Source organism: Listeria tempestatis, assembly GCF_963575625.1.
Classification (GTDB): Bacteria; Bacillota; Bacilli; order Lactobacillales; family Listeriaceae; genus Listeria; species Listeria tempestatis.
Genome location: NZ_CAUYTK010000004.1, coordinates 169,647 through 191,170 on the forward strand (window position 1 = coordinate 169,647; position 21,524 = coordinate 191,170).

At 38.0% G+C, this 21,524-nt stretch carries 25 protein-coding genes and 1 pseudogene; 7 read left to right on the forward strand and 19 right to left on the reverse strand.

Going from position 1 to position 21,524, the window contains the following annotated elements; genetic code table 11:
- Positions 1 to 167: 167 nt before the first annotated feature.
- Together R8923_RS07490 and R8923_RS07495 are read right to left on the reverse strand one after the other, a co-directional pair.
- Positions 168 to 524, reverse strand: coding sequence for a hypothetical protein (locus tag R8923_RS07490; RefSeq protein WP_485872147.1), 357 nt, complete (start codon positions 522 to 524; stop codon positions 168 to 170).
- A 5-nt stretch (positions 525 to 529) separates the two neighbouring features.
- A complete protein-coding gene (locus R8923_RS07495) occupies positions 530 to 760 on the reverse strand; it encodes a hypothetical protein (protein WP_485872148.1) in 231 nt (76 codons plus the stop codon).
- A 117-nt stretch (positions 761 to 877) separates the two neighbouring features.
- Between R8923_RS07495 and R8923_RS07500 the strand changes: the two are divergent.
- Positions 878 to 1,108, forward strand: a pseudogene (locus R8923_RS07500) (transposase); the annotation flags it as partial.
- On the opposite strand, the gene R8923_RS07505 reads toward R8923_RS07500, so the two are convergent.
- From R8923_RS07505 to R8923_RS07540, 8 genes are all read right to left on the reverse strand, one after another.
- A complete protein-coding gene (locus tag R8923_RS07505) occupies positions 1,106 to 1,495 on the reverse strand; it encodes a hypothetical protein (RefSeq protein WP_485872149.1) in 390 nt (129 codons plus the stop codon). The pseudogene R8923_RS07500 and the gene R8923_RS07505 sit on opposite strands and share 3 nt — an antisense overlap.
- A 67-nt stretch (positions 1,496 to 1,562) precedes the next feature.
- Entirely contained in the window at positions 1,563 to 1,898 is a 336-nt protein-coding gene (locus R8923_RS07510) for an Imm59 family immunity protein (protein ID WP_485872150.1), read from the reverse strand.
- A 1-nt stretch (position 1,899) separates the two neighbouring features.
- Entirely contained in the window at positions 1,900 to 3,717 is a 1,818-nt protein-coding gene (locus tag R8923_RS07515; protein WP_485872151.1) for a TNT domain-containing protein, read from the reverse strand.
- A complete protein-coding gene (locus R8923_RS07520; RefSeq protein ID WP_485872152.1) occupies positions 3,714 to 4,061 on the reverse strand; it encodes a hypothetical protein in 348 nt (115 codons plus the stop codon). The genes R8923_RS07515 and R8923_RS07520 overlap by 4 nt, the downstream gene beginning before the upstream one ends.
- Entirely contained in the window at positions 4,062 to 4,754 is a 693-nt protein-coding gene (locus R8923_RS07525; RefSeq protein ID WP_485872153.1) for a DUF5081 family protein, read from the reverse strand.
- Positions 4,751 to 5,050 carry a WXG100 family type VII secretion target gene (locus R8923_RS07530; protein WP_485872154.1) on the reverse strand — a complete coding sequence of 100 codons (300 nt, stop codon included), beginning with the start codon at positions 5,048 to 5,050 and terminating at the stop codon, positions 4,751 to 4,753. The genes R8923_RS07525 and R8923_RS07530 overlap by 4 nt, the downstream gene beginning before the upstream one ends.
- Positions 5,043 to 5,438: a chorismate synthase gene (locus tag R8923_RS07535; protein WP_485872155.1), complete on the reverse strand. Its 396-nt coding sequence runs from the start codon at positions 5,436 to 5,438 to the stop codon at positions 5,043 to 5,045. The genes R8923_RS07530 and R8923_RS07535 overlap by 8 nt, the downstream gene beginning before the upstream one ends.
- Positions 5,439 to 5,604: 166 nt before the next feature.
- Positions 5,605 to 6,363: a MurR/RpiR family transcriptional regulator gene (locus tag R8923_RS07540; RefSeq protein WP_485872156.1), complete on the reverse strand. Its 759-nt coding sequence runs from the start codon at positions 6,361 to 6,363 to the stop codon at positions 5,605 to 5,607.
- Between the two features lie 191 nt (positions 6,364 to 6,554).
- Here R8923_RS07540 and R8923_RS07545 point away from each other — a divergent pair, with 191 nt between their 5' ends.
- On the forward strand, positions 6,555 to 7,871 hold the full coding sequence (locus R8923_RS07545; RefSeq protein ID WP_485872157.1) for a 6-phospho-beta-glucosidase: 1,317 nt from the start codon (positions 6,555 to 6,557) through the stop codon (positions 7,869 to 7,871).
- An 82-nt stretch (positions 7,872 to 7,953) separates the two neighbouring features.
- On the opposite strand, the gene pgmB is transcribed toward R8923_RS07545, so the two are convergent.
- Together pgmB and R8923_RS07555 are read right to left on the reverse strand one after the other, a co-directional pair.
- Positions 7,954 to 8,595, reverse strand: coding sequence for a beta-phosphoglucomutase (gene pgmB, locus R8923_RS07550; protein WP_485872158.1), 642 nt, complete (start codon positions 8,593 to 8,595; stop codon positions 7,954 to 7,956).
- A gap of 129 nt (positions 8,596 to 8,724) precedes the next feature.
- Complete coding sequence (locus R8923_RS07555; protein WP_485872159.1) at positions 8,725 to 9,156, reverse strand: universal stress protein; 432 nt, start codon at positions 9,154 to 9,156, stop codon at positions 8,725 to 8,727.
- 149 nt (positions 9,157 to 9,305) lie between these two features.
- Here R8923_RS07555 and R8923_RS07560 point away from each other — a divergent pair, with 149 nt between their 5' ends.
- Positions 9,306 to 9,758, forward strand: a complete 453-nt coding sequence (locus tag R8923_RS07560; RefSeq protein WP_485872160.1) for a MarR family winged helix-turn-helix transcriptional regulator — start codon at positions 9,306 to 9,308, stop codon at positions 9,756 to 9,758.
- A 10-nt stretch (positions 9,759 to 9,768) separates the two neighbouring features.
- Entirely contained in the window at positions 9,769 to 10,128 is a 360-nt protein-coding gene (locus R8923_RS07565) for a Lin0512 family protein (RefSeq protein WP_485872161.1), read from the forward strand.
- 79 nt (positions 10,129 to 10,207) lie between these two features.
- Here R8923_RS07565 and R8923_RS07570 read toward each other — a convergent pair whose 3' ends face one another.
- Positions 10,208 to 10,588, reverse strand: coding sequence for a VOC family protein (locus R8923_RS07570; protein WP_485872162.1), 381 nt, complete (start codon positions 10,586 to 10,588; stop codon positions 10,208 to 10,210).
- Positions 10,589 to 10,808: 220 nt separating this feature from the next.
- Here R8923_RS07570 and R8923_RS07575 point away from each other — a divergent pair, with 220 nt between their 5' ends.
- Positions 10,809 to 13,799 (forward strand): Ig-like domain-containing protein, encoded by a 2,991-nt coding sequence (locus R8923_RS07575; protein ID WP_485872163.1) that lies wholly within the window; start codon positions 10,809 to 10,811, stop codon positions 13,797 to 13,799.
- Positions 13,800 to 13,902: 103 nt separating this feature from the next.
- Here R8923_RS07575 and R8923_RS07580 read toward each other — a convergent pair whose 3' ends face one another.
- Entirely contained in the window at positions 13,903 to 14,382 is a 480-nt protein-coding gene (locus R8923_RS07580) for a methylated-DNA--[protein]-cysteine S-methyltransferase (protein ID WP_485872164.1), read from the reverse strand.
- Positions 14,379 to 14,930 (reverse strand): bifunctional transcriptional activator/DNA repair enzyme AdaA, encoded by a 552-nt coding sequence (locus R8923_RS07585; protein ID WP_485872165.1) that lies wholly within the window; start codon positions 14,928 to 14,930, stop codon positions 14,379 to 14,381. Before R8923_RS07585 ends, R8923_RS07580 begins: the two co-directional genes overlap by 4 nt.
- Positions 14,931 to 15,125: 195 nt before the next feature.
- Between R8923_RS07585 and R8923_RS07590 the strand changes: the two genes are divergently transcribed.
- A complete protein-coding gene (locus R8923_RS07590; protein ID WP_485872166.1) occupies positions 15,126 to 15,866 on the forward strand; it encodes an ABC transporter ATP-binding protein in 741 nt (246 codons plus the stop codon).
- Positions 15,863 to 16,588 (forward strand): ABC transporter permease, encoded by a 726-nt coding sequence (locus R8923_RS07595; RefSeq protein WP_485872167.1) that lies wholly within the window; start codon positions 15,863 to 15,865, stop codon positions 16,586 to 16,588. The genes R8923_RS07590 and R8923_RS07595 overlap by 4 nt, the downstream gene beginning before the upstream one ends.
- 99 nt (positions 16,589 to 16,687) lie before the next feature.
- Here R8923_RS07595 and R8923_RS07600 read toward each other — a convergent pair whose 3' ends face one another.
- The 4 genes from R8923_RS07600 to R8923_RS07615 all read right to left on the reverse strand — a co-directional run bounded on the left by R8923_RS07600 (position 16,688) and on the right by R8923_RS07615 (position 21,504).
- Positions 16,688 to 17,506 (reverse strand): HAD family hydrolase, encoded by an 819-nt coding sequence (locus R8923_RS07600; RefSeq protein WP_485872168.1) that lies wholly within the window; start codon positions 17,504 to 17,506, stop codon positions 16,688 to 16,690.
- Positions 17,507 to 17,575: 69 nt separating this feature from the next.
- Complete coding sequence (locus tag R8923_RS07605) at positions 17,576 to 18,529, reverse strand: ABC transporter substrate-binding protein (protein WP_485872169.1); 954 nt, start codon at positions 18,527 to 18,529, stop codon at positions 17,576 to 17,578.
- Positions 18,526 to 19,284: a polysaccharide deacetylase family protein gene (locus R8923_RS07610; protein WP_485872170.1), complete on the reverse strand. Its 759-nt coding sequence runs from the start codon at positions 19,282 to 19,284 to the stop codon at positions 18,526 to 18,528. The genes R8923_RS07605 and R8923_RS07610 overlap by 4 nt, the downstream gene beginning before the upstream one ends.
- Positions 19,285 to 19,392: 108 nt before the next feature.
- Complete coding sequence (locus R8923_RS07615) at positions 19,393 to 21,504, reverse strand: DUF262 domain-containing protein (RefSeq protein ID WP_485872171.1); 2,112 nt, start codon at positions 21,502 to 21,504, stop codon at positions 19,393 to 19,395.
- Positions 21,505 to 21,524: the final 20 nt, after the last annotated feature.

A 21,524-nucleotide genomic window follows, 5' to 3' on the forward strand; every position in this document is an offset into this window, starting at 1 on the left:
GAGAAACTTGGTAAATTACCAGATTCCTCTTCGTACCGCTCTCATATAATCTGAAACTAAATAAAACTAGCTTTTTGTTAGCTAGTGACACCTTGATTAGTGAGTGTAGGATTACTATTCAAGGCTTTATCACTTGATTACCAGTCTCGTGATAAAGTGCCTTTTTATTATTCATATTCAATATAGATTTTACTCAAACGATTATTTTGCAAAAATGAAATAATTGTTTTAACGACTTCCTCTAAATCATTTTTCATTGAATTCTGATTGATTTTGTTAATATCAAAACATTCTAATTGACTAATGACCAGAGAGTTATCTTCTATCAACCATGGTGAATCATCATACCATCCCTCATGATTAAAATATTCTTTCACAACCCCCTCTTTTTCTACATTGCAATCTAATAAGCTATCTAAAATAGTCTCAAAATAACCGTTCCAAATTACAAGTTTATTACCATCAGTAACAAGGGAAAGCTCTGCTTCTCCTTCAAAACCTTCATAAAATCTACTATCAATCATTTAATTCATTCCTTCCAATGACCTTTATCTAAAATTCTTATTTGTTCTGGAGTAGCATTTCCTGCTTTTCTTGCGTTTATAGCATCATACCATTTATATCCTTCTACCCACTCATTATCACCAATTTTAAAGAATGTTTGTGGCTTATTTCCTCCATTTCCAGGTATTGTTCTTTGAACAACCCATGCATTCCCCTGTTCTACAGGTGCTCCTGGAGTTTTTGTATGCCATCTCACTTCATACTTAAATTGACCATCATTCCACTTATAAGTAATTTTGGATGGGTTACACTAAGCTGGACAGAAAAAATAAGGTGTGTACACTAAAAGAAAAGCACACTGGAGGAATTAAAAATGACAAAACGGTCAAGGCGTACATTTACCCCCGAATTTAAAAAGCAGATGGTGGCCTTATATGAATCTGGCAAGACGCGCAAGAGCCTCATTGAACAGTATGATTTAACGCCTTCTGCATTAGACAAATGGATACGTCAGAGTCGAACCACAGGTTCTTTTCAAGAAAAAGATAATCTTACTATGGAACAAAAAGAACTGTATGCTTTGCGTAAGCGCAATACAGAGTTAGGAGCTAGGCAAATCCATAATCCCATTTTCCATTCTTTTCTGTGCCCATTCATTTAAACGCTTAACGAAACTTTCATAGTCCTTAGACGAGTCAATTATTTTTAAAATTTCATTATGAGCTTTTGTCGAGCCTCTTCCACCATGCTTACCAACAGGGTTAACAAATTTCACATCTTTCGTTAATGTTCTCATCTCTTTAATGTCATCCTTACTAATTCCCCAACGCTTAAAGGTTGGCGTTCTTGATACAAGATGCCACTCATGATAGCCACCAGGTCTTCTAATCCTATCTTCAATTTTTTCTCTAAGTTTTTTATTATCCCAAAGCTGATCAAACTGTTCTGGCGTCAAATCATTAAACCAATTATTAAACTCACCATTTCGCACAGACGGAATCTTCACATCATCTAGGTTTTTAGTTGCAGATCCATTTGAATTTCACGTTTTTTCTTCCTTAATCTGCTTTTTCGTTACCCCATAATACACACGGGTATTCAGGAAGTTCATTGTTTTGAATATGCTCACGATTACTTAAAACCGTAAGCTGTAATTTATACATAAATTCTTTGTATGCTTGCCAAAAATCTTCGAATTTACTTTTTCCTGAAACCGACGCACGCTCACCAGTCATATAAACTTCAAATTGATTGTCAACATATTCAATCCTTACTTGGTATTCTGTTCGGTTATTTTCTCGACCTGCAAAAAGTGAATATCTTAATGCCGAATATCCTAATAAGTCAATATCACGCTGAATCATTTCTTTATATTCCTCAATTTTAGAATCCATACTATTTTATCTCCTTTAAAAGTCCTAATTTTTCATACCAATCTACAACTGTTCCAAGCTGAATTTGAGTTCCTCCACCGGCTCCAAATACTTCTGCTATTTCCCCTTTCTGAGGATTAGCTATATCTTCAAGAGTAAATTCAAACCTTCTCATGCTCTTCTCTAGTTTTTGTCTTTCTATAGCGGACATATTAGCATAAGCTTCTTTAACACTATCTAAGTTTATATCTTTTGTGACCTCATATTGATGATAAGGTTTCACACTTTCTGGATAAGGAAGTCCCCTAGTATCATACTCTAATATTTTCCCGTCTTCAACAGGACTTGTGAATTTACCAAATGAATTACCATACCTATCAATAACTTGCCCTGCTTTTAAATTGGCATCAGTCTTTATTGGATTTCCAACACTATCACAAACAAAGCCATCTGTTCCATCTGGTGGCCATTTTATTTCCCCAGCTTCATCCAAATAATCGGGAGAGCGAACAAATTCGCCACATGCAGATTTATAAGCTGTCTCGCCGTTTTTTAATGTCACTTTTTCAGATTCAAACACCTTACTTGTTTCTTTAATTATGTCATCTGTTTGACGTCCTCCGCCATTCAAATTCAGGTCATACTTTTGTAAAACCTCTTTCATTTTCTCTGTGGCATTGCTTACTCGAGATGGGCTCCCCAGTGGAAGTGCGCCAAATCCATCCGTTGCAAGTTGTCGTCTTGAGTTCAAATTCAAGTTGTTCTTGAAGTTGTCTGCCACTTTCCCAACTTCATCGAGCCCTTTGATATTCTTTTCAATCCCCGTATGTACCGCTTCTTTTACCGTTGTTTTTAAACTATTAATCCTCGTTAAGGATTTGCTTTTCCCTAGTTTAATCAAGTCATCCGCTTTAGATGGAACACTTTTCACACCGTGCAAAAGATTATCGCTTAAACTGGCAAGCTTGGTGCCTGACCGAATGGCTTGCGTTCCGCCTGAGAAAGCTTTCATACCCGGTACAATATCCAACAGTGAAAAGGCTCCGCGCATCGCTCTTTCTGATGTATCCAGTTCGCGACCTGTTAACCAATCTTTCCCACTCAGTGCCGCACTCATTTCTAAACCACCATAAGCCAAACCTAATGCAAGTCCAGCTGGGGGGCAGAAGACGGCAACCCCGATAATGACCACTGTGGTGGCGATGTTCACCCAAAATTCTTTCTTCTGTTGTTCGTCTTTGATGGACGTATAGCTGAAGGCGCGGGAATTTAACATGGCAGCTTGGAAATCTTGGCGGCTCACGTCTTTCTCTTGATGGGTCTTTTTCCATGCGTCAAACTGTGCTTTCATTTGGTCTGCGTAAAACGTGCTTCCGCTGAATAAATCGTCGAGGCTTACTTTGCTTTTCGGGACTTCGACTTGTTTTTGTGTGGAACTGTTGACAAATTCCATGCTTGTTCTTGTTGCGCCGATGCGGTTTTCCGTTGTGAAAGTGGTGGCGTCTAGGTTGCGCATACCTTCCACAAAATCATCCAGTTTTTCATAAAAAGGTTGGTCGATCGTATTTTTGACGATTTCGCCGATTTGGTCGGAAAAGCGGTAAAGGACGTCGAAATCTTCGAAAAGCTCTTGGTACTGGGATTTTTGGTCCGTATGTTGGAAGGAGATGGCGCCGTCTGAATCGTAGCGCGCAATGTCCTCTTCGGCTTGTTCTAAATTTTTAGATGCTTTTTTTAGTTGGTCGATGGTGCCCTTTCCCCAGGCACCTTTTCCGATGAGATTGCCGATGCTTTTGTGGGCGCGTTCGAAATCATTTTCTATGTAGTGGATGTCTTTCATGCATCACTTCCTCCTATTTGAAGCCCTGCAATAACTTTCTCCGCCACTTCTCGGTCAGTCTGCACCATTGTATTTAAAATATCAAATACAAGTGAGGCAGAACGCTCGTAGTGATCTTTTAATTCCATCACGCGTTCATTTGCTTCGTCGACTTTCGCCATCGCTTTTTTTGCTTCGCCTGCTGTCACATATTTCGTGCTCTTTAATTTTGTTATTGCTGGTTGAATGGTCGTCTCGAATTCATTGGCCATCGCCAGTAGCTCTTTTGCGATATGTGTCATTTCATCCGGATTGATTTCAATCGTACTCGACGCACCCGTTCCACCCATCGTTTGCTGGGCCATCTATAACGCCTCCTTCACAGGGAACTGTAATTCGCGGTAAAGCTCATTCCAAAGCCAGTAGCCGCTCACTTGTTTGTAGTCATCGCGTACAACATCAACCGCGACAAGCTTATCTTGCCAGCACACCACAAAAAATTGCTGGTAAAACGCTGGATTTTCTTCTTCCATCGGTTGTTGATCGACATGGAAATATTCCATGCTCATAAAATATTCGTTTGGCTCACATTCTGATACCCTTTTTCTTTCGTCTAAAGTAAGATGCCGAGTGAGGAATGTCTTCTCCACATCTGGCGTGTCACGTTTTAAGAGCGGAAAATGATTGGTTAAAAGTTGGAGAATGAGGACCTTATCAAGCACCTCAAAACGATAGCTTTCCCCCGCCACTATTTCAATTAACAAATAGGCGTTATTCGTGTCAGTGGTGGTGAAACCGAACATAAACTGATTCAGCCGCACAAATGACTGGCAGGCCTGATAACGCGAAAGCGCATCCACGATAATGGCGCCGTTATTTGTCATCGCGCCCGTTTCATCTAAAATTTTCTTGTCTATTAAACTTTCATATGCACGTTCGAATCCTTCTTTGCCGCGAAGTTCAAACACATCTCGGTCTGGCAAACCAAAAATTGTGTCGCCTCCAAAAGCCGAGATTAACAAAAACAGTTCTTCGGTTTGAAATGTATCAGTGCTCATAAACGTTTCACCTCACGAACGATGAATTGTTCCTCATAATCAGCCTCATAATCTTGTAACTCATTTAACGCTTTCCGCTGTTTTTTATACTGCTTCTTTACTTCCGCATGATACTTCTCAATTAATTCTATGTACGTCAAAAAAGCATCCCGTGTTTTCCCGTCCCATTTCGCGCCATTTACATATGAAATGAGTGACTGACACTGCTTATGTACTGCACTAAGTGACGTTTCCACGATTTTCGCCTGTGCTTTTGCTTCCGCTACCTTACCTGCGTCTATTTTCACATTAGCCATTTTTTAGTCGAGCCTCCCGTTCTTTTCGCTCTTTCTCTTTCTTCTCTTTTTCGGCCGCATCTTCACGGATTGCCTGCGCCTTATAAGACACATATTTATCATATGCGTGCTCTTTTGCACGAACCAAACTTGCTCGTTTCACTTGTTCCTTTTCTAATAAATTAACTAGTTTATTTGTCAATTTTTCCCGTTTTGTATCAAAATCATTTGACGGGATTTTACTGTTTGATAAATTTGGTACGCTTCCTTTATAGCTTTGAAAAATGCTTTCTGCCTCATCCATCCGCTGATCATGCTCTTTAATTGCATCCTTTAATAAATCATGTAATTTATCGTAGTCATCACGTTTTTTCTCGGTTTCAGTTCGCCCAATACCGAATAATCCCATTTATTTCACCTCATTTTTAAAAGAAAAAATTTTAAGTAGCCATTTGTATTTTGACACTAATATATTTGTTCATCACTCTATTTAGTATACCATAATTCGCTAATCCAATTGTGACATTTTTATGGACATTTCGATTCATTACACTTAAAAAACCAAGCTTATTTAGCTAAACTTGGTTTTCTTCTTTATCCAATTGTGTTCTAATTTCACGGGCAACACACTCGATAGTGTAAAGCGCTGGAAGTTGTGATGTGATATTGGCGTCTTGATACATTTCTTTGTTGATATAGTAGGAAATGTTGGCATCAGAAAGTCTGGCAATGGTTGACTTGGCGCTATTTGTGATGGAGACAATTTTACACTTTTGTAATTTTAGTTCGTGAATGTAACGAATAATATCTTCATTTTCTCCTTCTACCGAAATGGCAACTAAGCAAATTTTATCGGAAAGTTTGCTTGAAAGGTGATAGAAAGGGTGATTGAGCGGGTCTTCAATGTGCAAGGCGAGCGTGAAAAGTGACGAGAAATAAAGTGCGCCGTATTCGGCGATAATGCCCGATGAACCGATGCCAGCAAAAAGGACGAGCTCCGAATCGCGCAGGACCGACGCCGCACGTGCAACATGACCTTTAAACTCTAGAGAAGCTGTTCGTTGTAAAAAATCAATGTAGGTCGTTTCGTCTGACATGTCAATACGTGTGCGTTTTTGTTCTTCGGCGTATAGTTGTAGTTTAACGCGAAATTCAGAAAAGCCGTTACATTTGAAGCGGCGGCAAAAGCGCAAAATTGTGGTGGTGCTGACGTGTGTAGCATCTGCTAAATCACGAATGCGCATATAAACGACCTTATCAAGGTGTGCGGTAATATAGTTATAAATATCCAGCTCGGTATCATTAAGCTCAATAGATTGGTCTAAAAAAAGCATTTTAAGCCTCCAACATGATTTTTCTTTAATTTTACCATGTAACACCTCGTTACTCAAATGTGACAAGTTCCTTTTTGGATAATGGCTACCCAATTATTGCAAAAAGCTGGTAATTTACTGCTAATCTTTCTATACTGTAAGTGTAAATAAGAAAGCGTTCACAGATTCTTATAATATTGGAGGAATAAAAAATGGCAAATGGTATTAAAATTGCAACAATTGGCGGCGGATCAAGCTATACTCCTGAATTAATTGAAGGTTTTATTAAGCGTCAAGATGAACTTCCTGTACGTGAGATTTGGCTTGTAGATGTTGAAGCAGGTCGTGAAAAATTAGAAATCGTTGGAAATCTTGCAAAACGCATGGTAAAAAAAGCTGGCGCTAACATTGAAATACATTTAACACTCGACCGTGAGGAAGCATTAAAGGATGCTGATTTTGTGACGACTCAATTGCGTGTTGGTTTACTTGATGCACGTATTAAAGATGAACGCATTCCAAATTCGCACGGCGTTGTTGGTCAAGAAACAAATGGTCCTGGTGGGATGTTTAAAGGTCTTCGTACCATTCCAATTATTTTAGATATTTGTCGTGATATGGAACGTTTATGCCCAGATGCTTGGCTAATTAATTTTGCGAACCCAGCTGGAATGGTAACGGAGGCTGTCCTTCGTTATAGCAATCAGAAAAAAGTAGTGGGCTTGTGTAATGGACCAATTGGAATTGAACGAAATATTGCGGAAACACTTGGCGTAGATCCTTCTGAAATCTATGTAGAATTTGTTGGTTTAAATCATATGGTCTTTGCGAAAACCGTTTATCATAATGGTAAAGATGTCACTCGCGATGTTGTTTTCAAAATGACAGAGGAAGACCAAGGCTCTAAACTTAAAAATATTAATGCAACTGGATGGGATAAAACTTTCCTTCGCACATTAAATATGATTCCAATTGATTACTTGCGTTATTACTGGCAAACAAAGCAACAATTAGAAGATCAAGCAAAAGCTTATGCGGAACATGGTACACGTGCAGAAGTCGTGAAAAAAGTGGAAGCCGAATTATTTGAGCTTTATAAACAAGAAGAACTTGCTGAAAAGCCAAAACAACTTGAACAACGTGGGGGTGCTTATTACAGCGAAGCAGCATGTAATTTAATCAACTCCATTTACAACGATAAACGTGATATTCAAATTGTAAATACACGTAACAATGGTGCCATTTTAGATATCGACCCAGATTCTGCAGTGGAAACAAACTGTGTCATTACTCGCCAAGGTCCAATTCCTTTAGCAAGTGGTCATTTACCAGTTGCAATCAACGGAATTATTCAAGAAATTAAAACTTTTGAGCGTCTAACTGCTGAAGCGGCAGTAACTGGGGATTATGACAAAGCACTTCTTGCCATGACAATCAATCCTCTCACACCAAGTGATAGCGAGGCTCGCCTTTTACTTGATGAACTTTTAGAGGCGCACAAAGAATATTTACCAAATTTCAATAAGTAACAAAAAAACGCACTTTTCTTCTTTTTGAAAAGTGCGTTTTTCTTCGGTTTGACAAAATAAATTTCTCATTTTGTGTCTTAGTTTATAACTGTAAATCGCTTAATTCTTTTGTCGATTGTAAATTGATTTCTGCTTTTTGCAGACTTTGATCCGTTCCAATCGAAACAGCTTTCATACCTGCACTTTGGATGGCTGAAACACCTGCTTCTGCATCCTCAATACCAATGCATTCTTCTGCTGTTAAATTCAACCCTTTTAACGCTTCAAGAAACACCTCTGGATCTGGTTTTGAGCGCACAATTAGGCTAGCGTCAACAACATAATCAAACTCTTCTAAAATATGTAAGGAAGTTAAAATGGCTGTCGCATTTTTTGATGCGGAAGCTATCGCTTTTTTGATGCCGTTGTCATTTAATTTTTCCAAAAATGGCAGAACACCGGGTAAAACATCATCTGGTGTGATATTTTGGATTAAGTTGACATAAAAATCATTTTTCCATGCCATTAAATCTTCTTTTTCGGCTGCGCTAAACGCCGCTTCTTTTCCACCAAATATTAAAATCCGCTCAAGTGAATCTTGTCTGCTAACGCCTTTTAGTTGTTCGTTGAATGTACGGTCGATTTTGATGCCAATTTTGTCACCAAGCGCTTTCCAAGCTTTATAATGGTACTCAGCTGTGTCGGTAATCACGCCATCTAAATCGAAAATAACGCCTTTTATCATGAAAAAACTCCTCTCGGTATTTTAAGTCTCATTATGATAATAACTGTGTAACGCTTTCATTTCAAGCATTACTTTTTGTTATCGCTAACAAAAACTAAAAGGATAACATTTTGTTACCCTTCTTAGTTTCTAACGAGCTATTAAAGTATCTACTTTTGCATGCCCTAAAATGTAGCTGGAAATGCTTCCTAATACAATTTTTTCAACGCGGTTTAATCCTGTTGCACCAACAACAATAAGGTCAGCATCAAACTCTTCAGGTAGTTCTTTTGCGAGAATCGTTTTTGGATTGCCACTTTCAATATAAGTTGCAATCTCATGTAAACCTGCTTTCTCAGCTTCTTCGCGGTAGCCAGCAATTCGGGCTTTTGCGGCCTGCATGGCTCTTTCTTCAAGTGAGCCGTCATAAGAAATATTAGGAGAAAATGACCGTAAGTCCACAATGCTCGCAATTCCGAGTGTGGCATCGTATTTTCTAGCAAGTTCAAGCGCTTTTTTAAAGGCATGGTCGGCTTGGTCAGAACCGTCAACTCCAACTAGTATTCGTTTATAGTGTTCCATCGCTTTCCTCTCCTTCTTTAAGAAGCATTATCTACTTCACTTTACCCGTAACGGAAAAACTAAACACCTCTTTTTATAAAAAATAAATTTCTTGTTTTTCTAAAAAAGGGTATAATGATAACAGGGATAACGAAAAAAGGGGTAAAAACATGGATATTGAAACAAGATTAAACCAACAAATTGCACTATTTTACTTTGCGTATAAATCGTTTACGAATTCTGCTGACGATCTTATCGACAATCATGATTTAACACGTTTACACCATCGGATTTTATTTTTCATTGCCCGCATGCCTGGTGTCACAACTGGCGAAATGATTACCATTTTAGAAATTTCCAAACAAGCCTTGCAAAAGCCTATCGCTGAATTGCGTGAAAAAGGACTGATTCATGTTGGAATTGGGGAGCATGACAAGCGCAAACGAGCGCTATTTTTAACATCAAATGGCATTAGACTCACACATGAGCTAGATAAAATTCAGCGCAAGCAACTCGCAGAAGCCTTTAAGGCAGCCGGGGATCCTGAAGGAAAGGTTTTTACGGCTGTTTTAAAAGAATTTGCCAAACATCGCGCTGGTGCCGATTTTATTCAATATTTTTAGGAGTGAGAATGTGGAAAAACTACTTTTTATCCAAACAGGTTTTGGGGTAGATGTGCATGGTCAAGATGTAACAAAAGCGGCTGTAAGAGCTGTGCGACATGCTATTTATCATAATTCAATGCCGGGTATTCAAGCACTCTTGCCTGATGAAGATTTACATAATATGGTCGTACACGTGAAGCTTGCTGTTCCGATTGACAAGGAAAAAGTTGATTTTGCTGCGATTAAAGCTTTAATTCCTTACGGCACGGTTCATGTCACGGTGATGGACGGTGGCATGATGACGACTAGCGGTATTTTCTTGGAGGATAAGGCAGATAAAAATGATTTTATGTATATCGTGAATGCATCGGTTGAAACTGGATATTGACTAAAAAAGAACCAAAAATCAAGTAGAAGTAAAACTTGATTTTTGGTTCTTTTTTGATGTTATTTGAAACTTTTTCGTCTTACTTATCTTCTAAAATCGCAAAATAATTTTGTTCTGGGTCATGAAAATTAAAGACGCGTCCAAGCGGGGTGTCAACCAATTCGCCAACGGGCACTCCCCGCTCTTTAAATTCCGCATAGGTTGCATCTAATTCATCTGTATAAAAAAGGAGTGAAGGTGTGCCCAAATTCATTTCTGGGCTCATTTTTGCTACCGCAATTTTGTCCTGTAGCACAATTGTTGTAGCTGTTTCTTCATCTGGCGCAATTTCAATCCATTTCTCAGCATCGGTTTCTTTATTGCGATCACGAATTATAAAACCTATTTGTTCCGTCCAAAAGCGAGCTACCTCTTCTTGATTTTCAATATAGACCATTACTTGACCTAATTTTTTTATCATCGTTTTTCCCCTTTCAGGTTTTGCCTTTATTTTACCTGATAGCATGACTTCCATCAAATTTTGTAGCTTATTTGAATACTTTTTATAAATGAACTTTCAGAATTTTATTATATATAGTATAATAGAACAGGGACTATTTAGATGATTTTTATCTTTTAAATAGAATAAAAAAGAAAGGGATCAAACAGCATATTTTTCACTAAAAAGGAGGATGTTTAGAATGAAAAAATTGTTATGTTTATTAGCGGGAATTAGTTTTATTTTAGCAAGTTTCTTCTTAATACTGCCTGAGAACCAAACCTTAGCAAAAGAATATCCAACGGGAGCAATACCAGATGCTACACCAATTTATGAACAGCCACAATCAAAACAGCTGCTTCGTTCAACCCCATTACCGGCGAAATATGATCCTCGCATAGTTGGGTTAGACACGCCAGTTAAAAATCAACAATCAAGAAATATTTGTTGGTCTTTTACAGCCAACGCATCAATTGAGACTGCCCTATTAAAGCAAACTGGAACGGAATATGATTTTTCCGAACTCTATGCAGATTATTATTCTGCTCGAAATGCGGACGGGATAGATGGGAATAATCCAAAAGCCTATAACCGTTTCTTAAATACGGGCGCACAGGAGTATACTGTATTTTATGAAGGCATGAATTGGGAACTACCTGTCCTTGAAGGCGAAATGCCTTTTGACCAAAATGCCACATACCTGACTTCTTTAAACGTTCTATCCAAAAAACCTAGTGTTCACCTGCAAGGAATGAATACGATTGTAAAGCTACCCGTTACAGCAAGCGAAATTGAACAGACACAAAAAGTAAAAAAAATAAAAGAGCATCTTATAAAAAATGGCGGTCTTACATACCAATGGACTGCAAGCTCTGCGTATAGAAACACCTATATGAATTCCGCAACAAACGCTATGTATGTACCTAAAGAAAACTATACAACTATTTCCCATTCTTCTCTTATCGTTGGCTATGACGACACTTATAGCAAAGAAAATTTCCGTATCGAGCATCGCCCTCTAAATGATGGCGCTTTCATAATTAGGAACAGTTGGGGAAATACGTGGGGAGATAAGGGATATTATTATGTATCTTATGAAGATGCTTATATTCTAACTTCGGCTATGTATGGTGCTAAACAAATGGAGTCAATTCAAAATTACGATAATATGTATGCCATGGCACCATTTGCTTCTTTATCTACGTATAATTCAAAAGCAAATACGTACATCGCTAATATCTTTGATGCGCCAAAAAATTCAAATGAAGCCATTGAAGCTGTTGCTATTAATACAACACAATATGATACGCCTTATGAGATTTATATTAACCCAGATAGTTCTGATAAATCATTTACCGATTTAAAGCTCGTTGCAAAGGGTGTAAAAGCAGACGCTGGATATGAAACGATAAAATTAAATGAAGCTGTACCTATTACAAGTAAAGATAAGTACGCTATAGTTATTAAATTCTTTATGCCAAACGGTGTTTCTGAAATGCCAATTCCATTGTCTAAGCATGAAGAAGTCAATTATCCGCGTGATTCTGTGAAATTAGGTACAAGCTTTTATTCAACATCGACAAATCCATCTAGCATGTCTTGGAGAGAAGCTTCGTCACCGAGCAATTGGGGAAATAACACTGCATACAAGTTTTATACAAATGTTTATACAAAAAATCTTTATTCGGTTAATTCCATCAGTCTATCCCCTACCTCAAAATCACTGACGGAAGGGGAAAATATTACCCTAACCGCTTCTGTATTGCCAGAAAATGCGAGTAATAAACGAGTGACTTGGAAAAGCAGCAACGAGACTGTAGCCACTGTAGACTCAAACGGAAACGTAACTGCATTAAAGGCAGGAACAGCTTCAATCACAGCGACAAGTATAGATGGTGCAAAAACAGCGAGCTGTCTCATAACGGTAAGTCCTGTTAAAGTGAGTACAATTGAAGAAATCTTCCCTGATCCAATTTTAGCCGCTGACATTGCTAAGCAGCTAAATAAGTTGGTTACTAGTCCAATGACTCATGACGACTCTTTAAAAATCACACGTATTGACTTAAATGAGGTAACTGACGCGACTGGGATTCAGCATTTGCCAAATCTCTATTATTTAAGTTTAACTGGCACTTTAAGCGGAAGTAATAAGTTATCAGAAATTGATGTTAGTCAAAATAAGGAGTTAGCTTATTTATACTTGACATTCAATCAAATTTCAACGATTGATTTAAAGCAAAATACGAAGTTAAAAGAGTTGATTTTGAGATATAATGCTCTTACTTCGCTTGATATTAGCCAAAATAAAGAGCTGACTAGGTTGCTTATCGATAACAATCAACTTCAATCTCTAAATTTAAGCCAGAATAAAGAACTAAAACATTTATACGCAACTTACAATAATTTAAGTACAATTGATGTTAGGGAAAACACAAAATTAGAACAACTTAGTTTAACAAATAATAAACTTACAAGCTTAGATTTAACTAACAATACTGCTCTGACAAGTGCGATGCTTTCAAACAATCAACTCACTTTTCTTGATGTATCAAAACTGACTTTGCTAACTTTCCTAAATATTTCTAACAATCAAATTAGCGCTATTGATGTTACAAACTTACCAAATATCACAAGACTTGATGTATATGGTAATAAATTGAGTTCACTTGATATTAGCAAAAATTTGAAACTAGCAAGACTTTATGCCTCTTCTAACCAGATTAGCTCTATAAATGTAAGTCAAAATGTAGAACTGACAGATTTAAATATCTCAAACAACTTACTTACAACACTAAATGTAAGTCAAAATCCTAAACTAGTCTCGCTCATCGCATACCAAAATAAACTAACAGGGCATATGAATTTTTCGACAAACCCTAATTTAGATGACTTATATTTATCGAACAATTCAATCAGTAGCGTAAATCTAACTGGCTTGAGTAAATTAACACGTCTTGTTTTATCGCAGAACAATTTGAATGCCATTGACTTGAATGGGCTAAGTAATTTGACTTCGCTCTATCTTAATTCAAATCAAATAAGTTCACTAGACTTATCTTCACTGATCTCACTAACTACGCTTAATGTATCGAATAATGCTCTTCGAACACTTGATTTAAGTCAAAATAAAAAACTAAGCTCTTATAGTTACTACGACAATCCGATTGAAACATTCATTGCACCTCAGAGATAAGGAATGTGACGCGTTTAGCCATCTGAATAAAAACAAATAGAACTAAAAATCGAGTGAACGCCATTGAAAAATGGTCACGTTGCTCGATTTTTGGTTCTTTTAATTATCTCCTGGCCGCTTCAATTCCTAGTAGTTCTTCCTTAAACGCTAGCCCGCCGCGGTAACCCGTTAATTTCCCAGACTTTCCAATCACGCGGTGGCACGGGATTACAATGAGTATTGGGTTTTGGCCAATCGCTCGCCCGACAGCTCTTACTGCTTTCGGATTCCCAATTTTTCGAGCAATTTCTGAGTAGGAAGAAGTCGCACCATACGGGATTTCACGCAAAGCAGTCCATACTTGCTGCGTAAAATCGCTAGCAGAAAAATCTAAAGACCAGTCAAAAGCTCTTTTTTCGCCACTAAAATAAGCTTTTAAGTCTTCTGCCTCCCTTTGAAACTCTTTAGAACGCCTAAATTCCTCATTTTTATATTTCTTTTCGTAAAAAGCGACTAGTTCCTCGTAACTTGCGCCAATAAAACAGACACCGCGTTTTGTTTTAGCGATATAGAGCCCGACACTTTCAATAAAATCATAAATCATTTTTGCACCTCATTTCGATATTTTGATGGCGGCATACCCATTTGTTTCTTAAAAAGCGTGGCAAATTGTGCGGCATTATGAAAACCAACAGCGCCCGCAATTTGTTTGATTTCCAAGTCTTCATTTCGCAATAATTCCTGCGCCAAAATCAGCTTTTTGGAAATGACGTAGTGATGAATCGTTTCTCCTGTCACCTTTTTAAACGTGCGGTGCAAATGACTTTCGCTACCATGGCAGGCTGTTGCAATTTGTTCAAGCGAAAGCGTCTCACCTAAATTTTTTTCTACATAACGTTTAATATCCAAAACCCACTCGTCATCTGGAACACGTTCTCCGCCTGACTTACATCTTTTACACGGTCTAAAACCCGCTTTTATTGCGGCATCTCTTGATTTAAAAATGACGACATTCTCATAATTTGGCATTTTCGACTTGCACGATGGTCTGCAAAAAATTCCTGTCGTTTGAACGGCATAGTAAAATATATCATCAAAATGGGCATCACAAGTCGTAATGGCAACCCATTCTTTTTTCGTTGGCTTTTGCACCTTGCTCACCTCCACTCTTATTATAACGCAAACGGGCATAAAATAACGATTTCAAGAATAAAAAAGCAAGAATTGAAAAGCCATACGTCCATTCTTCTTTTATCCTTTTTTTGAGAGCGATAAATTTTCCTGCTCTTTTCTTGTGCCCTAGCTTCGTTTATAATGAGGGAGAAGTAAAAACGGAGGAGTAGACGAATGAACGCCATACAAGTGAAAAACGTAACATGTAAATATCAAGAAACTGTTGCTCTAGATGATGTATCACTCGATGTGCCTGAAAAGTCAACATGTGCTATTATTGGGCCATCTGGTTGCGGGAAAACCACACTTCTTCATGCAATGGCGGGTTTTATCACACCTGTAGATGGTGAAATTCATTTTTTCGGAGAGCAAAAAAACCGTTTCCCTGATGAAACTGGCATTATCTTACAAGATTACGCCTTATTCCCTTGGAAAACCGTTTTTGAAAACATCGCTTTAGGCTTAAAAATCAAAAAACAATCTAAGACTGACATTTATGACCGCACGCAAACGCTTCTAGCAGAGCTTGACCTCGAAGCGCTTCAAAATAAATATCCGCGCGAACTGAGTGGCGGACAAAAACAGCGCACCGCAATTGGCAGGAGCCTCGCGCTCAATCCGAAAATCTTATTGCTTGATGAGGCGACAAGCGCGCTTGACGCGATGACGAAGGAAAGTTTGCAAAACAGGCTACTTGAAATCCAGCAAAAACGCGCCACCACAATGGTTCAAGTCACTCATTCCATCGAAGAGGCCGTTTTTCTCGGTCGAAAAATCATCATTATGCAAGCTGGCAAAATCAAACAAGAAATCACAAACCCTTTTTTCGGACAAAGCGAGCTCCGCATGCGCAAAGAATTCTATGATATGTGCCGAACAATTCGTTCCGCGCTCGAGAATGAGGTGGCGAAGTGAAAGGCAAAATTGCAAATAGCCTTATTGGCATTTTAGGCTTGCTACTCATTTGGGAGTTGCTTTACCTTCTTGTAAGTAGCCCAGTCATTCCAGCGCCGCTTGCAACGAGCATTTTATTTTTCGAGAAAATTCCCGAACTAATTCCACATGCACTCATGAGCTTGTATCGAATTGTTGTGGCGATTCTTGTTTCACTTCTTATTGGTATCCCGCTTGGCATTTTTATTGGCGCAAACCAGTTGGCCGACAAATGGCTCTCACCGATACTTTACTACATTTATCCGATTCCAAAGGTTGCCTTTTTACCCGTATTCATGCTTTTGTATGGGCTCTCTGATCTATCAAAAATCATGCTCGTTATTTGGATTATCGTTTTTCAAATTGTTTTATCTGCGCGTGATGGCGTAAAGCAAATTGATCCAAACTGGGAGAAAATCATGTTTTCCTTCCATGCTACGCCTTTTATGAGGTTTAAGCATTTGCTCTTGCCAGCGATCTCACCGCATATTATTAACGGGCTTCGCATCGCTATCGGTATTTCGCTTGCTTCACTCTTTTTTGCGGAAAATTACGCAACTACGTACGGGCTTGGTTATTACATTATGAATGCCTGGTCGGTTATTGACTACCCTGACATGTTTTGCGGTATCCTTGCATTGTCATTACTTGGATTTTTCTTATTTAAATTAACCGATTTATTGGCTAAACGCTTTATACAATAAAAGAGGCTATCATTTATCCAAATTTTTTCGCCCATAAAAAACGATAGATAAAGTTCTCCAAACGAGTTTTGGCAACTTTATCTATCGTCAAAAGCTACATTATAACGCTTTACTTTTACGCAATTGCTTTAAAAACTTATAAATGCCTTCTTTTGTATTCGTTTCCGTCACAAAATCAGCTTTTTCTTTCAGCTCATCATTCGCATTTCCCATTGCAACGCCAATTCCAGCGTATTCAATCATACCAATGTCATTTTCACCGTCGCCAAAAGCAATCACATTTTCCTGCTTCACAGAAAGACGTTCAGCCAAATTCCGCACCGCCACCGCCTTATCAATTCGCTCGGGCAAAATCTCGATATTATTCATATGAGAAGACAAAAAATGCACATTCGGAAGCGCTTCAAGCTCCACACGCAATTTTTCAATTCTCGATAAATCCTGCTCCTCCACAATCAAACCGTTCACCATCTCATCAACAAATTCCAGAAACGTCGCACGCTCGTTCACCGAAACATGCTTCACCGCCTGAACACGCTCTTTATCATCTTCTTGTTTAAAATGGGACGGGACTTCACCAATATAGAATACCGTATCCGTTGAAAAAAAGAACGCCCTTACCTTTTTAGCATGGCAAATCTCATAAATTTTTAAAAGCGCATCATTATCCGTTTTCACATGGTGGAAAATCCCCTCTTTGCTAGCCGCAATTGATCCATTTGAAGCAATGACAAACGCTTCTTCGTGAATATTTTTAGCAAATTCATTAGCGGCGTGAAACATTCGACCAGTCGCTACCGAAAAATAATGCCCCTCGGCTATCAATTTTCGGAGAAGTCGCCGTGTTTTCCTCGGTACCTTATGATTATCCGCGAGCAAAGTACCATCTAAATCGGTACAAATTAAATATTTCTCCAAAACGTTCTCCCTCTCCAAACCCTTTTCTTCTAATTATAGCGAAGTCCTTAAAAACCGCAAGCGTACCCATCAATCCAACATTGAAAAATCGGTCATTTCCTCATACGAATAATCTTTTTGAATCATGCCCTTTTCTTTCGTCCATTTTTCAATGCTATCAAATTGTTTTTCACTTACTTTTTGAGCCTTCGTATAATTCATTTCCTTATTTTCTAAGTAATCGGTCATCGCATCTGGGAATTTGTATGCTTTTAAAATAGCGGCATAATCACTAGCATCGTGTTCATTCATATACTGAACACCTTTATTGTATGCTTTGTAAAACGCGGCAATGTCTGCTTCTCTCGATTTTACAATATCGCTTGCAAAACTAATTGTGCCACCTTTAATCCCGTATTCTCGTGAGCTTCCGAGAACATGGGCGCCATTTTTCTCAAGCAAAGTGGCTTGCGGTTCTGTAAAAATAACAGAATCCACTTGATTATTTAAAAGTGCTTCATAACGTGCAGAAATCGACGGGATTTGTACGATTTTATAGCTGATATCATTTTTTGCTGCCATTTCGTCCATAATGTATTCAAGCAAAAATTTTGGAACAAGCGAAACTTCCTTACCGTCAAGCTGTTTAATATCCGTAATTCCTGAATCAGGTGAGGAAAGCAATTTGAAATCTTCGTTAATATCGGACGTAATCGTAAAATCCATTCCCCCATCACGCATGGAAAGTGCCGTCATCACGTCGCCAATCATACCGTCGATTTTCCCAGCTTGTGCCGCGACGTTACGGTCGTTAGGCGCATTAAACGGGATAATCTCCACATTCACTTTTTCATCCTCAAAAAAGCCCTTTTCTTTTGCTAAAATAATCGGAATAGCAGATTCGGCTGGTAGCGTGCCAACACGCAGCACCTCATTCGTTGTGTCCGTTTTTGACTCCGCCGCCTGATTTGCCTCTGAATTTGAACACCCCGTAGCGACTACCCCAATTAAAACGACTAGTAAAATTCCAATCCATTTTTTCACTTCTTTTTCCCATCCTTTAATAAAATTTGTTGCAAAGCTTCCGCTGTCATGCCGAGTGCGACAACTTGGCGACATAGTTCAAGCGGCGCCGTTTCGCGCTCATTCCGCCCTGGTTTAGTCGTAAAAGCCAGCTTCATTCCCGCTTGCTCTAAGCGTACTGCATATTTTTCATCATAAAGCCCAAACGGATAGGCAAAAACATCTGGTTCATCGACAAATTCCGCGCACTCCTTTAAATCCGCCAAAAGTTCCTCTGTCGTTGCCGTTTGAAACGTACTTTTCTCCCCTTCTAGATTATGTAAATCCGTTGTATGGTTCGCAAACGTGAACACATCACGCATTTCATTCACCTCGCGCTCGCTCATGACCACTGATTTTTCAGGATTAAAACGCTTGGCGGTTTTAGCTAGCCAGCCACGCACAACAAATAAAGTTGCTTGTAAACCACGTTTTTTCAACACCGGGTAAGCGTACCGCAAAACAGATTGGAAGGCATCATCAAATGTAATTAGTACGGCATTTTCAGGCAAAGTTTTCCCTTTTTCGTAAAAATCCCGAACATCTTGCATCGAAATGATATTAAATCCCCCGTTTTGCAACATATCCATTTGCTTTTCGAAGTCATCCGTGTACGCAAAAAGTGCCTTTGGAAGCGCGGCATCACAATTTGTCGCCACTTCAACCGCCGAAGTCCCGCTCTCCCCAATTGTCCCCCGCTCACGCAACTCATGATACATCAAAACATGAAAACTCATTTTCAACTCTCCTTTTCGTGAAAACAGTCACAATAAACCCCTTTCATTTTAGCCGAATGAAAGGGGTTTGTAAATGGGGGGAGGAAAAACTCATGCCGAATAAAATCATTAATCAACAAATTCAATATCTTTTTCGAAATTCTCTTCCTTATTTCCATATTTAATTGCATCAACCTTCAAACTCGAGAAATCTAAATTAAAAAGTTCCATTAATCGTCTGATATAACCCATTTTCCGCACATTAGAAAGATCAATATTAACGTATACTCCTGATATCACTTCACTATTTGTTGTCGAGGGCTCCCCACTAAATAACCCTTCTAAACCATTTGACCCCTCACCTTTCATTAATTCAATGATTGGCATACTAGAAATTTCAGTTAATCCTCTCATAAATTGAACAAAAAATTCTTTCCACGTAGCTACAATTTGATACTCATCATTTTGAAAGCAGTATCCTCTTATTTTATAACCAGTAAATGTTTGCTCTCCGTCAAAAATAATAAGTTCATCTTCATGCGAACGGGGGACAAATTCAGTTTGCGGGTATTCCCAAATGTTAAGTGCCATTTCAATTAATTCATCACTTCGTTTTAAAATTTCTCTTTCACTCCATGAATCAGCTTGAGCTGGTATCTTATTTAAATTAACAAAATGACTTTCCTTAAAACCCTTCTCCATGTTTTGCTTTTCAATGAATGTCTTGTTGCTGTACTTGGAGTTGTACCCCGTAAGCGTTAAATTGCCCAACTGATTTAAATATTTTTGATGGACTTTTTTATAATTCATTCCTAATTCTTGTTGCCATGCTAGAGTTAATCTCCTTGGCATAATATGTTCAATCGAATACTTCCTTTCTCGAACTCCCTGATAAATTTGCAAATCTTCTGTATGCCCATAATTTTCGAGTCGCTCAAAAAAATATGTTCTAAAATAAGGATTCATATTATAAAAATCATTTGTACGTAAATGGTCAATTATTGTAAAATCGTCAGGCATTTTTGCCGTACTCGTTTTGGTTAAAATCTGATAGCTAAACAAATCTTTTATAGCTATCTCATCATTTGAATCCTCCCTCAAACGTTTCAAATCACGATAAAGTGTTGCGATTACCTTATTTAATGCATTAGATGGTATTTTGGCAATCATTCGTCTTGCAATATAGTTCTCTAAAATATTAAACAGCTCTGTAACCTCAAAGCTCTTTAATTCATTTCGATTATAGTCATATAAAACTGCCATTAAAAATGGTCTTACAACAGTTGACTGTAGTTCATTAAAACGCATTAAAATTGAATTTATTTCTTTATTATTTGTCTCGGCAGTCAAAATTTGCTGGTAAGCTAGCGAGTAATCAGAAGCCTCATCAAAAAAGGACATTTTATCATTATATTTAAGACTATAAAATTCTATAAATGTTTCGTAGACTTTCGAGATATTCGGATACTTATAATTTTTAACTGTTAAATAGTCCCGAAAAAAAGAACTTAAATCAAAATTTGTCCTCTCTTCAATCGGTTCCCAGTAATTTTTAAAATAAGCAACTTGTGCATCTGGCACCTCATTCATCAGCAGATAATTCCTAATTTTATCAGCATCTGTCAAGTCGACACCCGTTGAATTTAAACTTTCAAAAATAAGCTGTGGATCATCATTTGGAGAATTCAAGTTGACAATCATAACCTGTAATTTTTCTATTGAATTCATCAAACTGTCTAATGAAATAGTCTCTTTATCTAGTGCATGATAAAAATACTCATAATTTAATGTTAAATTTGAATCTCTGACAAAAAATTTTTCATCGCTAAATAATTTTTTATATGTTTCAAAATCTCTGGGGTTCGGTATTAATATATATTTATCCACTTCAGACCTAAAAGTATCCATTAAAAATGTATCTTCAATATTCTTCGGGTTAATTCTTTCCCCTGATATATTATGATTCTTCATCCAATTTTTTAATGCTAATAGCAATAACGATATTGTAGTCAGCCTTTGTTGCCCGTCAATTACAATAATTTCCTGCGAAAGATTTCCTGGTTTCACAACCATACTTCCAAAAAAATGTGTTTCTTTATTTTCCTTTTCTAACATGATTAAATCTTCCATTAATCGTTTACAGTTCTCAATCTTCCAATCATAGTTACGCTGATAAACTGGGATAATTAACTTTGTAGCCCCACGTAGATACTCCGTCAGATGCCTTACATTTCCTTCCATGATTTATATCTCTCCCCCAA

What these genes read in the sequence shown, in the direction of transcription:
- R8923_RS07535 (WP_485872155.1), bottom strand. Translation starts at nt 5,438, where the DNA reads ATGGGATTATTCGGTATTGGGCGAACTGAAACCGAGAAAAAACGTGAT.
- R8923_RS07490 (WP_485872147.1), bottom strand. Translation starts at nt 524, where the DNA reads ATGATTGATAGTAGATTTTATGAAGGTTTTGAAGGAGAAGCAGAGCTT.
- R8923_RS07575 (WP_485872163.1), top strand. Translation starts at nt 10,809, where the DNA reads ATGAAAAAATTGTTATGTTTATTAGCGGGAATTAGTTTTATTTTAGCA.
- R8923_RS07515 (WP_485872151.1), bottom strand. Translation starts at nt 3,717, where the DNA reads ATGAAAGACATCCACTACATAGAAAATGATTTCGAACGCGCCCACAAA.
- R8923_RS07555 (WP_485872159.1), bottom strand. Translation starts at nt 9,156, where the DNA reads ATGGAACACTATAAACGAATACTAGTTGGAGTTGACGGTTCTGACCAA.
- pgmB (WP_485872158.1), bottom strand. Translation starts at nt 8,595, where the DNA reads ATGATAAAAGGCGTTATTTTCGATTTAGATGGCGTGATTACCGACACA.
- R8923_RS07520 (WP_485872152.1), bottom strand. Translation starts at nt 4,061, where the DNA reads ATGGCCCAGCAAACGATGGGTGGAACGGGTGCGTCGAGTACGATTGAA.
- R8923_RS07615 (WP_485872171.1), bottom strand. Translation starts at nt 21,504, where the DNA reads ATGGAAGGAAATGTAAGGCATCTGACGGAGTATCTACGTGGGGCTACA.
- R8923_RS07545 (WP_485872157.1), top strand. Translation starts at nt 6,555, where the DNA reads ATGGCAAATGGTATTAAAATTGCAACAATTGGCGGCGGATCAAGCTAT.
- R8923_RS07510 (WP_485872150.1), bottom strand. Translation starts at nt 1,898, where the DNA reads ATGGATTCTAAAATTGAGGAATATAAAGAAATGATTCAGCGTGATATT.
- R8923_RS07610 (WP_485872170.1), bottom strand. Translation starts at nt 19,284, where the DNA reads ATGAGTTTTCATGTTTTGATGTATCATGAGTTGCGTGAGCGGGGGACA.
- R8923_RS07590 (WP_485872166.1), top strand. Translation starts at nt 15,126, where the DNA reads ATGAACGCCATACAAGTGAAAAACGTAACATGTAAATATCAAGAAACT.
- R8923_RS07525 (WP_485872153.1), bottom strand. Translation starts at nt 4,754, where the DNA reads ATGAGCACTGATACATTTCAAACCGAAGAACTGTTTTTGTTAATCTCG.
- R8923_RS07570 (WP_485872162.1), bottom strand. Translation starts at nt 10,588, where the DNA reads ATGATAAAAAAATTAGGTCAAGTAATGGTCTATATTGAAAATCAAGAA.
- R8923_RS07540 (WP_485872156.1), bottom strand. Translation starts at nt 6,363, where the DNA reads ATGCTTTTTTTAGACCAATCTATTGAGCTTAATGATACCGAGCTGGAT.
- R8923_RS07580 (WP_485872164.1), bottom strand. Translation starts at nt 14,382, where the DNA reads ATGATTTATGATTTTATTGAAAGTGTCGGGCTCTATATCGCTAAAACA.
- R8923_RS07560 (WP_485872160.1), top strand. Translation starts at nt 9,306, where the DNA reads ATGGATATTGAAACAAGATTAAACCAACAAATTGCACTATTTTACTTT.
- R8923_RS07530 (WP_485872154.1), bottom strand. Translation starts at nt 5,050, where the DNA reads ATGGCTAATGTGAAAATAGACGCAGGTAAGGTAGCGGAAGCAAAAGCA.